This is a genomic window from Micromonospora sp. CPCC 205561, assembly GCF_036906775.1.
In the GTDB taxonomy this organism is placed as follows: Bacteria; Actinomycetota; Actinomycetes; order Mycobacteriales; family Micromonosporaceae; genus Micromonospora.
Genome location: NZ_JBAKHV010000044.1, coordinates 1 through 14,313, shown reverse-complemented (window position 1 = coordinate 14,313; position 14,313 = coordinate 1). Strand labels below are relative to the sequence as shown.

The following is a 14,313-nucleotide window of genomic DNA, read 5'->3' as shown; positions in this document are numbered from 1 at the left end:
GTCGCCCGGCGGGCGGTTTTGCGCGAATTCGGCCGGATTGCCGGTTGACCGTTCCCCGGTACGGGCGCGGACGCCTCGGCGACGACCGGAGGTCGGCCGACGGCGAGAGCGGCGCCGGGGGCTGGCGACGGCGGGGCCGACGACCGGGGTCAGCCGACGGCGAGATCGGCGGCGGGCAGGGCGGGCTCCCCGGCTGGACGTTCGCTCCGTGGCTCCACCAGCAGGTCGGGACGGTCCAGCTCGACGACGACGCGGTTGACCACCCGCTGGGCGGCGGCGAGGGAGCGCACCGGGAGCAACCGGCCCCGACCCTCCCGGCGCAGCACGAAGTAGTGCACCGCCGCGCGCACCTGGCCCCGGTCGGCGGCGCTGGCCTGGGCGGTGGAGGCGACCAGCTCCCGCAGCGCGGCGGCGAGCCGCTCGGCCAGCTCCAGCTCCGGCCCGCACAGCCCGGCGCGGACGGCGGCGAGATGGCTGTCGACCTTGCGGATGAGCACGTCGGTGCCGGGCTCGAAACTCCGCTGCTCGACGGTCATCCAGTCCCCTCCACCCGGTCGGCACTCGGAGTGAAGTTACTTTATGTTGTGGGGGACAAGCAAGCAGTTAAGTAAGACTTAACGGACCTAACCGCGCAAGCACCCCTCACCGGGTCGAAGCCGGGCAGAATCCCACGCCGCCCGAGGCCTGATTGTCACACCGCCGGGGCAGGATGGATGGCGTGACGGATGCGATGGCGAGTTTCGGCGCGGCCACCCGGGAGTGGTTCACCGCCGCCTTCGCCGCGCCCACCGCCGCCCAGGCCGGCGCCTGGCGTTCCGTCGCCGCGGGGCGAAGCGCGCTGGTGGTCGCGCCGACCGGCTCGGGCAAGACGCTGGCCGCGTTCCTCTGGTCGCTCGACCGGCTGGCCCGCGAGCCCGCCCCGGCCGAGCCCCGCCACCGGTGCCGGGTGCTCTACGTCAGCCCGCTCAAGGCGCTCGCGGTCGACGTCGAGCGCAACCTGCGTACCCCGCTCGCGGGCATCCGGCAGGCCGCCACCCGGCTCGGGGTGGCCCCACCGGAGATCACGGTCGGGATGCGCACCGGCGACACCCCCGCCGACGAGCGGCGGGCCTTCGCCCGCACCCCGCCGGACATCCTCATCACCACGCCCGAGTCGCTGTTCCTGCTGCTCACCTCCGCCGCGCGCGATTCCCTGCGGGGCGTCGAGACCGTGATCGTCGACGAGGTGCACGCGGTGGCCGGCACCAAGCGGGGGGCCCACCTGGCGCTCTCCCTGGAACGCCTCGACGAGCTGCTGCCCGCCCCGGCCCAGCGGATCGGCCTCTCCGCCACGGTCCGGCCCGTCGACGCCTGCGCCCGGTTCCTCGGCGGCGCGCGTCCGATCGACGTGGTCGCGCCGCCCACCGCCAAGACGATCGAGGTCAGCGTCCAGGTCCCGGTGGAGGACATGACCCGCCTCGACGAGCAGGAGCCGCCGGACGATCCCGGCGGGCCCGGTCCGCGCCGCGCGTCGATCTGGCCCGCCGTGGAGGAACGCGTCTTCTCCCTGGTCAGGGCCCACCGCTCGACCATCGTCTTCACCAACTCCCGGCGCTCCGCCGAGCGGCTCTGCGCCCGGCTCAACGAGCTGGCCGCGGAGGAGGTCCCCGACGGCGTGCCGGCCGCGCGCACCGCCGGCCCGGGGGCCCTCCGCGCCGCGCCGGCCGGCCGCCCTCCGGCCGAGCTGATGGCCCAGGCCGGCGCGGCGGCCGGCGCGCCGCCGGTCATCGCCCGCGCCCACCACGGCAGCGTCTCGCGGGAGGAGCGCAAGCACATCGAGGAGGCACTCAAGTCCGGCCAGCTCCCCGCCGTGGTCGCCACCTCCAGCCTGGAGCTGGGCATCGACATGGGGGCCGTCGACCTGGTGGTGCAGATCGAGGCCCCGCCCAGCGTGGCCGCCGGGCTGCAACGGGTGGGCCGGGCCGGGCACCAGGTGGGCGCGGTCTCCCGCGGAGTGGTCTTCCCCAAGCACCGGGGCGACCTGCTCTCCTGCACTGTGGTGGCCGAGCGGATGGCCGACGGCGCCATCGAGGAGCTGCACTACCCGCGCAATCCGCTGGACGTGCTGGCCCAGCAGATCGTCGCCATGGTCGCGCTCGAGCCGTGGCGGGTCGGCGACCTGGCCGTCCTGGTCCGCCGGGCGGCGCCCTTCGCCGAGCTGCCCGACTCGGCGCTGCACGCCGTGCTCGACATGCTCTCCGGCCGCTACCCGTCCACCGCGTTCGCCGAGCTGCGGCCCCGACTGGTCTGGGACCGCGCCACCGACACGCTGACCGGCCGGCCGGGCGCGCAGCGGCTCGCGGTGACCAGCGGCGGCACCATCCCCGACCGGGGCCTCTTCGGCGTCTTCCTGGCCGGCGCCGAGCGGGCGGCCCGGGTCGGCGAGCTGGACGAGGAGATGGTCTACGAGTCGCGGATCGGCGACGTCTTCCTGCTCGGCTCGTCGTCCTGGCGGATCGAGGAGATCACCCCCGACCGGGTGCTGGTCTCGCCCGCCCCCGGGCAGGCCGCGAAGATGCCGTTCTGGAAGGGCGACCAGCTCGGCCGCCCGGTCGAGCTGGGCCGGGCCATCGGCGCCCGGGTGCGCACCCTGCTGCGGCAGGACGACGCGGCGGCGCTCGCGGCGCTGCGCGCCGGCGGGCTCGACGACTGGGCCGCGGGCAACCTGATGGCATACCTGCGCGAGCAGCGCGACGCCACCCGGTCGCTGCCCGACGACCGCACCGTGGTGGTCGAGCGGTTCCGCGACGAGCTCGGCGACTGGCGGCTCGCCGTGCACAGCGTGCTCGGTGCCCGGGTCAACGGGCCGTGGGCGCTGGCCATCGGCCGCCGGCTCGCCGAGCGCTACGGGGTGGACGCCCAGGTGATGCCCTCCGACGACGGCATCGTCGTCCGCCTGCCGGACACGGCGGAGGAGCCGCCCGGCGCCGACGTGGTGGTCTTCGAGCCGGAGGAGATCGCCCAGCTCGTCGAGGAGTCGGTGGGCACGTCCGCGCTCTTCGCGTCCCGGTTCCGGGAGTGCGCGGCCCGGTCGCTGCTGCTGCCCCGGCGCGACCCGCGCCGCCGCCAGCCGCTGTGGCAGCAGCGGCAGCGCTCCGCCCAGCTGCTCGACGTCGCCCGCGAGTACGCCGACTTCCCGGTCACCCTGGAGGCCGCCCGGGAGTGCCTCCAGGACGTCTTCGACCAGCCCGCGCTGGCCGAGCTGATGCGCGACCTGGCGGCCCGCAAGGTGCGCCTGGTCGAGGTGGAGACGGCACAGCCGTCGCCGTTCGCCCGCTCGCTGCTCTTCGGCTACGTCGGGGCCTTCCTCTATGAGGGCGACGCCCCGCTGGCCGAGCGCCGGGCCGCCGCGCTGGCGCTGGACTCGACCCTGCTCGGCGAGCTGCTCGGCCGGGTCGACCTGCGGGAGCTGCTCGATCCCGCGGTGCTCGCCGAGACCGGGCGGCAGCTGCGCTGGCTGACCGAGCAGCGCCGCCCGCGCGACGCGGAGGACGTGGTCGAGCTGCTCCGCGTCGTCGGCGACCTCGCCGAGGCCGAACTGGCCGAGCGGGGCGCCTCCCCCGGGTGGCTGGCCGAGCTGGCGGCGGCCCGTCGGGTGCTGCGGGTGCGCGTCGCCGGCGAGGAACGCTGGGTGGTCGTCGAGGACGCCGCCCGGCTGCGCGACGCCCTCGGCGTGGCGCTGCCCGTCGGGGTGGCGGAGGCGTATCTGGCCCCGGTGGCCGATCCCCTCGGCGACCTGGTCGCCCGCTACGCCCGCACGCACGGGCCGTTCGCCGCCGCCACCTGCGCCGCCCGCTTCGGGCTGGGCGTCTTCGTGGTCGAGCAGGTGCTGCGCCGGCTCGCCGCCACCGGGCGGGTGGTGGCCGGGGAGTTCACCCCCGACACGGCCGGCAGCCAGTGGTGCGACGCGGAGGTGCTCCGGCTGCTGCGCCGCCGGTCGCTGGCCGCCCTGCGCCGGGAGATCGAGCCGGTACCGCCCCGCGCGCTGGCCGCGTTCCTGCCCCGCTGGCAGCAGGTGGGCTCGTCGGCCCGGGGGGTGGAGGCGCTGGCCGCCGCCGTGGAGCAGTTGCAGGGTGTGGCGGTGCCGGCGTCGGCGCTGGAGCGGCTGGTGCTGCCCGCAAGGGTGGCCGACTACTCCCCCGCCCAGCTCGACGAGCTCTGCGCCAGCGGCGAGGTGCTCTGGGCCGGCTCCGGGGCGATCTCCGGCGGGGACGGCTGGGTCACCCTCGCGTACGCGGACGTCGCGCCGCTGTTGCTCCCCCCGCCCGACGAGGCGCTCACCCGCACCCCGCTGCACGACGCGGTCCTCGACGCACTCGGCGACGGGCAGGCGCTCTTCTTCCGGTCGCTCTCCGACCGGGTCGGCTGCACCGACGACGCCGCGCTCTCCGCCGTCGTCTGGGACCTGGTCTGGGCCGGCCGGCTCACCAACGACACGCTGACGCCGCTGCGGGCGGCGCTCGGCGGCGGCGGCGCCCACCGGTCCCGTCCCGCCACGCCCCGCACCCGCTACCGGCGCCCGGGTCGGGTGGTCCTGCCGGCCCGCGGCGGCCCGCCGACCGTCGCCGGCCGCTGGTCGCGCCTGCCGGAGCGCGACACGGACCCGACCCGCCGGGCGGCGGCACTCGCCGACGTGCTGCTCGAACGGCACGGCGTGGTGACCCGGGGCGCGGTGGTGGCCGAGCAGGTGACCGGCGGCTTCGCCGCCGTCTATCCGGTGCTCTCGGCGCTGGAGGAGCGCGGGGCGGCCCGGCGGGGCTACTTCGTCGAGGGCCTGGGCGCGGCGCAGTTCGCGGTGCCGGGCGCGGTGGACCGGATCCGGGCGCTGGCCGAGCCGACCGACGGCGGGCGCGGTCGCGGCGCCCCCGTCCTGGTACTCGCCGCGACCGACCCGGCAAACCCCTACGGCGCGGCCCTGCCCTGGCCCGAACGGGCGGTCGACTCGGGCGACGGGGCCGCACCGGCGACCGGGCACCGGGCGGGGCGCAAGGCCGGTGCCGTGGTGGTGCTGGTCGCCGGCGAGCTGCTGCTCTACGTCGAACGCGGCGGGCGGACGATCCTCTCCTTCGCCGACGACGCCGACCTGCTGGGGGCGGCGGGCAAGGCGCTCGCCGACGCCGTGCACTCCGGCGCGCTCGGCGCGATGTCGGTGGAGCGGGCCGACGGCGCGGCGGTGCACTCCTCGCCGCTGCACGACGCGCTCACCGCAGCCGGCTTCCGCGCCACCCCCCGTGGCCTGCGCCTGCGCGGCTGAGCCGCAGCCGACGGCCGGCACGCCCGCACGTGCCCGGAGCAGGACCAGCCGGCGGGCGAATCTCCGGGCGGGGAGTGCCGACGCGGGCCGATGCCGGCCGGTGACGGCGGCGGCGGACGGGCACCGGGGCCGGCGGGCCAGGCGATCAGGGCCCGGGGCCGGCGGGCCGGGAACCAGGGCCGAGGGCCGGAGACCAGGGCCGGGCCCCGGCCGGACGGTCAGCGCAGGCCCGTGAGGACCTTCTCGTACTTCGCGCGGTCGGCGGCGGGGGTCTTCGTCCGCAGGTAGTTGAGCACCACCGTGCCCCGCCGGAACGACTGACCGCCCCACGTCTCGGCGATCTCGCTGGCGCTGGTCTCGTCGGGGAAGACGTAGACGGTGACGGCGTCGGTCGCCACCAGCTCGGAGCAGCCCAGGCCGAGCCCGTCCGGGCCGCACTCGACCGAGCGGTCCCGGGGATTCGGCACCTTCAACCCGGCGGCCCTGAACGCGTCCACGACCTGCCGCGCGCCGGGCGTACCGGTCGGCCGGACCGGCAGCTCCACCGGCGGCGGGCTCGCGGGACGGCGCTCGGTCGGCCCGCCGGCGCTCGGCCCCGCCGGGCTCGCCCCCGTCGGCGGGGCGGCCGGCGGCGACGTGGTCGCGGGCGTGCCGGTCGGGCCCGACGAAGGTACGTCGGCCGTAGCCGACGCCGAGGCGGCCGGGGGCGCGGCGCGCCGGTCCCCCGCGTCGTCGCCGCAGGCGGCGGTGAGGGCGGTGGCGATCACGAGTACCGCGACGGCGGGCAGGCTCCGGTTGGTCACCCCTGGCAGTCTGCCCAACCGGCTCCCGTCCTGGCAGTGGCCGGTCGGTCAGTGCGGCTGTCCCATTTCCGCCAACCCGCCCCGGTCGACCCGGCCGCGCGGCCGGCGCCGGTACGATCCCGACCCGTCGACGAGGGGAGTCGAGGATGACCGGAACGAACGGGACGACCGGGGTGACCGTCCGGCCGGCGCGGGCCGGGGACCGCGCGGCGGTGGACGCGCTGCACGAGCGCGAGTGGGGCGGCCCGTACGTCGTCGCCCACGACACCCGCCACGACCTGCGTACGCTGCCCACCCTGGTGGCGGTGGACGGTGCCGGCACGGTGGTCGGGGCGCTCGCCCACCGCGCCGACGCCGACGGGCTGGAGGTGCTCAGCGTCGTCGCCGCGACGCCCGGCGGCGGCGCCGGCACGGCGCTGCTGGCGGCGGCCGCGGAGCTGGCCCGGGCCGGGGGGCGCGACCGGCTCTGGCTCGTCACCACGAACGACAACCTGCGGGCACTGCGGTTCTACCAGCGGCGCGGGCTGCGGCTGGTGGGCGTCGACCGGGGAGGGGTGGACCGGGCCCGCCGGCTCAAGCCGGGCATCCCGCTGGTCGGCGAGGACGGCATCGAGCTGCACGACGAGCTGCGCCTGGAGTTGCGGCTCACCGCCGACGGCCGGTCCACCGACCCGGCGGGCGTCCCCTGGATCTCGCTGACCACCGACTACGGTCTCGCGGACGGCTTCGTCGCCGCGTGCCACGGGGTGATCGCGCGGCTCGCCCCGGCGGCCCGGGTGATCGACGTGACCCACCTCGTCCCGCCGGCCGACGTGCGCCGGGGCGCGGCGGTGCTCGCGCAGGCCGTGCCGCACCTGCCGCGGGGGGTGCACGTGGCCGTCGTCGACCCCGGGGTCGGCACGGCCCGCCGGGGTGTCGCGCTGGCGGCGCCGGGCGGCCTGCTGGTCGGGCCGGACAACGGCCTGCTGATCGACGCCGCCGCGGCGCTGGGCGGGGTGACGGCCGCCGTCGAGTTGACCGGGCGGGAATGGCTCGCGCCCGAGGTGTCCCACACGTTCCACGGCCGGGACGTCTTCGCGCCGGTGGCCGCGCGGCTGGCGCTGGGCGCGTCCCTGGCCGGTCTCGGCCCGGCGGTCGACCCGGATTCCCTGGTCCGGCTGCCCGCGCCGCTGCTGCGGCGGGAGCCGGACGGCTTCACGGCCGAGGTGCTGGCCGTCGACCACTTCGGCAACGTGCAGCTGGCCGCGCCGGCCGACCTGCTGGACCCCCTGCCCGCCCGGGTCCGGGTGCTCCCCGGCACCGGGGCCGGGGAGCGTCCGACCGCCGGGCGGGAGGCCGTGCACGGGCGCACCTTCGGCGACGCGCCGCCGGGCGGGCTGCTGGTGCACGCCGACTCGGCCGGCCGGGTCGCCGTGGCGGTCAACGGCGGCCGGGCGGTCGACCTGCTGGCGGTGGCGCCGGGCGACCCGCTGCGGATCGCGGCCGGCTGACCGCCGGGCCGGTACCGCCCGGCCCGACGGAGGTGCCCGGTCAGCAGAGCGGCACGCCGCCGCCGTAGACCGCGGAGACGTACGCGTGGCTGACGTACTGCCCCGGGGCGAGGCGGTTCCACCGGTTGGTGGTGCCGTACGGGCCGGCGACGGTCTGCCCGGCCACGTAGCACTCGATCGGCACGTTGGCGTACCGCGCCGCGAGGCCACGCACCGCGTACCCCGTGCCGGCGCCCGCGCGGAGGTTGAGCGGGCCGTCCCCGACCACCCCGCGCGGGCCGCTGCCGGTCCACAGGTACGCCACGTCGACCCAGGCGTTGGTGGTCAGCTGCAACCCGTCCCAGAACGTGCCGTCGGCGAGGTCCACGCCGGCCGGATTCAGCACCACCCGGCCGAACTGGTCCCGCCCGCCGTTGTAGCCGGACTGGTAGGCCGCCTGCGCCTGCGGCCGGCCCTGCGGCAGGTCCTTCCAGTTCTCCCGGACGCCGCTGAGGTTCCAGTAGTCGTCCCGGGTGTTCCACGGCCCGACGTCCCAGACCGGGGCGTACTCACAGCGGCTGCCGGTGGTCGTGCAGACCCGGAGGGTGTAGTCGCCGGTGTACGCCGGGGCGAGACTCCGCCGGGAGGGCAGCGCGACGAAGTGGTCACGGGCCTCGATCGTGTGCCCGTTGGCGGTCACCCCGCCGACCAGCCCGATGCGGGTGGCGTACACCCGGTAGGTGAGGCCGGGGGTGGCGGCGGCGACGGCGACGGTGTCGGCGGTGAGCCGCACGGCGCGCACCTCGGCGGTGGTGCCGGGCCGGCTCGTGGTGAGCAGCACCCGGGCCTGCACCCGGGTGACCGGTCGGTCGAATAGCGCCGCGCCGGTGGCCTCGCGCCATTCGGTCCAGCCGCCCGAGCGCCAGCCCCGCACCTGGGCCTCCGCGGTGGTGCCGGCGGGCGCGCGGGCGTCGAGGGAGGCGCGGACCCGGGTGGCCGGGCGGGCCAGGGTGTGCGGGGTCGCGTGGAACAGGCCCTCGGCCACCGCGCCGCGGGGCGCGCGGACCGGCGCGGTGCGGGAATCCGCGAGGCGGAGCCCGGCCCGGGCGGACCGGACGTTGACGTCGTCGGCGTCGACGCGCGAGAGGTCGGTGGCCCACCGCTCGCCGCCGGCGGCGCGGGCGGCGCCGGGCGACGGCAGGAGGGTGAGGACGAGGATGAGGGTCAGGGCGGCGGTACGGGCACGACGGTCGGGCAGAATCATGGGCGTTCTCCTCAGAACTCCCTGATCGTGCCCTTGTCGGTAGATCGACAGTAAGCGCGATACAAATGGTGATACATGCGAATCCCGCTCGGACGAGGGAGGATGGTCCGGTGCCCGAAGGCGACACCGTCTGGAACACGGCCCGCGTCCTGCACCGCGCCCTGGCCGGCGCCAGCCTGACCGGCAGCGACTTCCGGGTGCCCCGGCTCGCCACGACCGACCTCACCGGCTGGGTCGTACGGGAGTCGGCCAGCCGCGGCAAGCACCTGCTGCTCCGCCTCACCGCCCCGCCGGAGGGCGTCGCGCCGCCGGAGGGCGTCGCGCCGGCCGACGGCGGGGCGCGCTGGACGCTGCACTCGCACCTGCGGATGGACGGGGCCTGGCGGGCGTACGCGCCGGGCGAACGCTGGACGGGCCGGCCGGCCCATCTGATCCGGGCGGTGCTGCGCGCCCCGCGGGCCGTCGCCGTCGGCTACCACCTGCACGACCTGTCGCTGGTGCCGACCACCGAGGAGGACTCGCTGGTCGGCCACCTCGGCCCCGACCTGCTCGGCGCGGACTGGGACCCGGCGGAGGCCGTCCGCCGGCTGGCCGCCCAGCCGGACGCGACCATCTCCGAGGCGCTGCTGGACCAGCGCAACCTCGCCGGTGTCGGCAACCTCTACAAGTGCGAGGTGCTCTTCCTGCGCGGCGTCTCGCCATGGACGCCGGTGCGCGCGGTGCCCGACCTCGCCGGCACGGTGGCCCTGGCGCAGCGGCTGCTCGCGGCGAACCGCGGCCGCTGGACGCAGAGCACCACCGGATCCCTGCGGCGGGGCCAGACCAGCTACGTCTACGGCCGGCGCGCCGAGCCCTGCCGTCGGTGCGGCACCGCGATCCGCAAGGAGGAACTGGGCGAGCGAGTCACCTACTGGTGCCCGGCCTGCCAGCCGGAACGCCCCACCGGCTGACCACGGGCGGCGGACGCCACCCGGGCGCGGGCGGGCCCGGCGCCACCGGCCGGGACGCGGTCGGCACGGCGGCGCACCCCCGGCCGCGGCACCGCCGCCGGCCGGACCGGCGTGTCGGGCGGGACACTCCGTAGCCGCGGCCGCGAGTCGCCTGCCCGCCACAGATACGGACGATTGGGTACTTCCTAACCCCGCCGTCCAGGTCGCATGCTGCGGTTGACTCCTCACGCATCGTCAGCGAAGCGCGACCGGTCCCGCCACGGCGCCGTGGCGGGCGGCGCGCCCGGCCACCGGGGAGAGCCATGGACCTGTTCCGCATACTCCGGATCCCGTGGGCGGACCGGGCGACCGCCCACGCCGCGGACGGCGCCGACGGGACCGCGGCGACCGTCCCGGGGGCCCGCCGCGCGCAGGAGCCGGCCGCCGCGCCGGCCAGCCTCGACCCGGCCGCCGTCCCACGCGGCTTCGGGCCCGTGCCGAACCACGCGCGCAGCCCGCTGCCGGTCGTCGGCGCCGACGGCTCGGTGGTACCCGGCACCGGCATCCGCAAGTTCGTCGACGCGCTGCCCGGCCTCGGCACGCTCGGCCGCACCGAGCTGGGCGGTCACCTGCCGGTGGCGGTGCCGGACACCATCAGCTACCCGGGCTGCGACTACTACGAGATCGGCCTGGAGCAGTACGCGCAGCGGCTGCACCGGGACCTGCCGGCCACCCGGCTGCGCGGCTACCGGCAGCTCAACCTCGGCACGGACGCCGACGGGCACAACACGGTCGTGCCGGCGGGGCGCCCCTGGCACCTCGGCCCGGTCGTCCTGGCCCGGCGGGGGCGACCCGTCCGGATCAAGTTCATCAACCAACTCCCCACCGGCCGGGCCGGGGAGCTCTTCCTGCCGGTCGACCCCACCGTCGACGGGGCCGGTGCCGGCCCGCTCGACGGTCCGGCGCCCTACCCGCAGAACCGGGCGGTGCTCCGCCTCGCCGGGGCCGAGACCGGCTGGATCAGCGCCGGCAACCCCTGGCAGTGGGTGACCCCGGCGGGCGAGATCACCCCGTACCCGACGGGGCCCGGCCTCACGAACGTCCCCGACATGCCGCCGCCCGGGGCGGGCGCCACCACGCTCTACCACCCGAACGAGCAGAGCGGGCGGCTCTGCTGGTTCCACGACAACACCGCCGGCCTGGCCCGGCTCACCGTGTACTCCGGTCAGCTCGCGCTCTACCTGCTCACCGACCCGGCCGAGGAGCGGCTCGTCGCCGACGGGGTGCTCCCCGCCGACCAGCTCCCCCTGGTCGTCGAGGACAAGACCTTCGTGCCGGACGACAACCAGCTCGCCGGGGAGGACCCGACGTGGGACCGGCACCGCTGGGGCTCCCGGGGCGGCCTCTGGCACCCGCACGTCTACCAGGCGCGGCAGAACCCGCACCGCGCCGACGGCACGAACCCGACCGGCCGGTGGGACTACGGTCCGTGGTCGCGCACGGCGGACGGCGCCGGGCCGGCGGAGCGCGGCGGATGGCACCGGCAGGCGGCACCGGTGCCGAACCCGCACCACGACCCGGTCGCCGCGCCCGACGAGCCGCCCCTCGCGCCCGGTGTCCCGCACCCGTCGGCGGTGCCGGACGCGTTCGGCGACACCATGCTGGTCAACGGGACGGCGTACCCGTACCTGGAGGTCGAGCCAAGGACGTACCGGTTCCGCATCCTCAACGCCTGCCTGGACCGGGCCCTCAACCTCCAGCTCTACCGGGCCCGCTCGGACGGCCCGATGTGGGGCCCCGACGGCGGGCCGGCCGACGCCGACGCCGGCGAGGTGCCGATGGTGGAGGCGGTCCGCGCGCCGGACCGGCCGGCCGGCTGGCCGACGGACGGGCGCGAGGGCGGGGTGCCGGACCCGCGGGCGGCCGGCCCCGAGATGATCCAGATCGGCAACGAGTGCGGACTGCTCCCCGTGCCGGTGGTGGTGCCGAACCGGCCGGTGGGTTACCGGTACGACCGCCGCGACCCGACCGTGCTCAACGTCGACTCGCACGCGCTGCTGCTCGCCCCGGGGGAGGCGGCCGACGTGCTGGTGGACTTCTCCGCCGTACCGGCCGGCGCGACGTTGATCCTCTACAACGACTGCCCGGCCCCGCTGCCCGGCTTCGACCCGCGCGCCGACCAGCACACCGGCGCCGCCGACCGGGTTGCCGAGGGCGGGGCCCCGCCGAGCCGCCCCGGGTACGGGCCGAACACCCGCACCCTGCTGCAGTTCCGCGTCGGCGGCACCCCGGCGCCGCCGTACGACCTGGCCCGGCTGCGGGAGCGCCTGCCCGGCGCGTACGCGGCCAGCCAGCGCCCGCCGATCGTGCCGCAGCCGGCGTACGACGCGGCGTTCGGCACCCGGACCGCCCACGACACGGTGGTCCCCGCGCACGCCGACACGGTCAGCTTCGTGCCGGCCGGCGCGGCGGCCCCGGTGACCCTCCCACTCCAGGTCAAGACGGTGCAGCAGGCCTTCGAACCGGACCACGGCCGGCTCGTCGGCCGGCTTGGGGTCGGGCATCCGAACGCCGGGCCGCTCTCCCCCACCACCCTGCCGCTCGGCCCGACCGACCCGGCCACCGAGGTGCTGCACGTCAGCGACCCGGCCGTGCCGGTGGGCGGGCCCGCCGACGGCACCCAGCTCTGGCGCCTCCGCGGCCACAGCCGGCAGACCCAGCCGGTGCGCTTCGCCGGCTGCGACGTGCAGGTGGTCAACCGGGTCGGCTGGGACGGCGCCGTCCGCCCGCCGCACCCCGCCGAGCGGGGCTGGAAGCAGGTGGTGCGGGTCAACCCGCGGGAGGACGTGGTCGTGGCGCTGCGGCCGGTCGCGCCGCCCCTGCCGTTCAAGATCGGCGACAGCGTACGACTGCTCGATCCGGTCCGGCCGGCGGGCGTGCGGACCGGCTCGACCCCGGTGAGTCCGGTGGACGGTCGCCCGGCGGTGGTGGTGAACCAGGTCGTCAACCTCGGCTGGGAGTACCACTGGCACAGCCAGCTCGCCGGGCAGCGGGACCAGGGCATGACCCGACCCCTGGTGCTGCGGGTCTCGCCGCGGGCGCCGACCGGGCTGACCACGACGCCCCTCCCGGGCTCGGCCACCGCGCTGCCGGCGATCGCGCTGGCGTGGACGGGCAACGGCAGCCGCCCGGCGGCCACCAGCCACCTGCTCCAGCGCGCCACCGACGCCACCTTCACGCAGGGGCTCACGGCCATCACCGTGGCGGCCGACGCGACCCACCACACCGACGCCACGGTCACGCCCGGGGTGACCTACCACTACCGGATCCGCGCCGAGAACGAGGTGAGCTTCTCCACCTGGTCCAACAGCGTGCCGGCCTCCGTGCGGCTCGCCGCGCCGACCGGGCTGTCCGCGGCGATCCCGCCGGCCGCGCCGCTGCGGGTCGCCCTGCGCTGGGCCAACCGCTCGTTCGCCACCGGCATCGACGTGCAGCGGGCCACCAACCCGACGTTCAGCAGCGGCCCCGGCACCACCGCGATCGGCGTCGGCGACAACCACCTGGACGGCGCGGTCGCGCCGGACACCACGTACTACTACCGGGTACGCACCACCTACCTCGGTGCCGCGTCGGCCTGGTCGACGGTGGCCCGGGCGACCACCCCGCCGGCGCCCGGCCCGCCCACCGGGGTGACCGCCACCGCGACGGCGCCCGGGCCGGACACGGCGACGGTGATCCTCGCCTGGGCGGCGAGCACCCCGACCGGGCCCGGTGCCGGCTTCATCGTGCAGCGGGCGCTGGACCCGGCGTTCGGCCGGGAGGTGGCGACCTTCACCGTCACCGGTCGCGGCTTCACCAACACCGGCCTGGCGCGCGGCGTCACCTACCACTACCGGATCCGCTCGTTCAACGTCGTCGGCAGCTCGCCGTACACCGGCCCGGTGCCGGTCAGCACGCCGCCGTGAGCGGCCGCGCCGGGCGACTCACCGCCGCCCGGTGTCGTGTCTCAGGGCGTACGCAGCGGCGTGCCGACGCCGCGCAGCTCCGCCAGTGCCGAGGCGACCCCGTGCAGCAGGTCGGTCGCCTCGGTGAGGCGGAAGGCGGCCGGGTGCTCCCCGCCGGGGCGGGACTCTCCCGCGACGTAGCCGGCGGCGGCCACGACCAGCCGCTCGTACGCGGCGACGCCCTGCTCCAGTTGCGCGGTCAGGGCACGGTGGGCCTCGGCCAGCGCGGGCCGGGCGTCGACCGGGGCGAGCCGCAGCGCGCGGTCGACGCTGGCCACCCGGTCGGCGAGATCGCGCAACGACCGGTCGGCGGCGGCGGCCTCCCGCACGGCCGGCTCGGCCAGCCCGGTCAGCCGGCCGGCCATCCCGGCGAGGGTGAGCGCGGCCCGGTCCAGCCGGGCCCACGGCTCGGCCGCGCTGGTGCCGCGCAGCGCCACCCGGGATCGCACCCGGCGGACCTCGGCCAGCACGCCGGGACCGGCGGGCAGCCGCTCCACGGCGGCGACGAGCCGGGCGCGCGACCGCGCGGCGGCCTCGGCCGGGTCGAGCGG

Annotated in this window: 8 protein-coding genes and 1 pseudogene; 5 read left to right on the top strand and 4 right to left on the bottom strand. The window is 77.3% G+C overall.

Features of this window, described 5'->3' with window-relative positions; translation table 11 throughout:
• Positions 1-149 precede the first annotated feature (149 nt).
• A complete protein-coding gene (locus V6V16_RS21090; protein ID WP_334564595.1) occupies positions 150-536 on the bottom strand; it encodes a hypothetical protein in 387 nt (128 codons plus the stop codon).
• 194 nt (positions 537-730) lie between these two features.
• Here V6V16_RS21090 and V6V16_RS21085 point away from each other — a divergent pair, with 194 nt between their 5' ends.
• Positions 731-5,293, top strand: a complete 4,563-nt coding sequence (locus tag V6V16_RS21085) for an ATP-dependent helicase (RefSeq protein WP_334564654.1) — start codon at positions 731-733, stop codon at positions 5,291-5,293.
• A gap of 218 nt (positions 5,294-5,511) precedes the next feature.
• Here V6V16_RS21085 and V6V16_RS21080 read toward each other — a convergent pair whose 3' ends face one another.
• Positions 5,512-6,096: a hypothetical protein gene (locus V6V16_RS21080; RefSeq protein WP_334564593.1), complete on the bottom strand. Its 585-nt coding sequence runs from the start codon at positions 6,094-6,096 to the stop codon at positions 5,512-5,514.
• 146 nt (positions 6,097-6,242) lie between these two features.
• Between V6V16_RS21080 and V6V16_RS21075 the strand changes: the two are divergent.
• Positions 6,243-6,608: pseudogene (locus V6V16_RS21075) on the top strand (GNAT family N-acetyltransferase); the annotation flags it as partial.
• Positions 6,609-6,734: 126 nt separating this feature from the next.
• Positions 6,735-7,586 (top strand): SAM hydrolase/SAM-dependent halogenase family protein, encoded by an 852-nt coding sequence (locus V6V16_RS21070; protein ID WP_334564653.1) that lies wholly within the window; start codon positions 6,735-6,737, stop codon positions 7,584-7,586.
• A 40-nt stretch (positions 7,587-7,626) separates the two neighbouring features.
• On the opposite strand, the gene V6V16_RS21065 is transcribed toward V6V16_RS21070, so the two are convergent.
• Positions 7,627-8,829, bottom strand: coding sequence for a hypothetical protein (locus tag V6V16_RS21065; RefSeq protein ID WP_334564591.1), 1,203 nt, complete (start codon positions 8,827-8,829; stop codon positions 7,627-7,629).
• Positions 8,830-8,939: 110 nt separating this feature from the next.
• On the opposite strand from V6V16_RS21065, the gene V6V16_RS21060 reads away from it, so the two are divergent.
• Positions 8,940-9,779: a zinc finger domain-containing protein gene (locus V6V16_RS21060; protein ID WP_334564590.1), complete on the top strand. Its 840-nt coding sequence runs from the start codon at positions 8,940-8,942 to the stop codon at positions 9,777-9,779.
• A 302-nt stretch (positions 9,780-10,081) separates the two neighbouring features.
• Positions 10,082-13,723 carry a hypothetical protein gene (locus tag V6V16_RS21055; protein WP_334564588.1) on the top strand — a complete coding sequence of 1,214 codons (3,642 nt, stop codon included), beginning with the start codon at positions 10,082-10,084 and terminating at the stop codon, positions 13,721-13,723.
• 41 nt (positions 13,724-13,764) lie between these two features.
• Here V6V16_RS21055 and pspM read toward each other — a convergent pair.
• On the bottom strand, positions 13,765-14,313 hold a 549-nt coding region (gene pspM, locus V6V16_RS21050; protein WP_334564586.1), incomplete at its 5' end, for a phage shock envelope stress response protein PspM.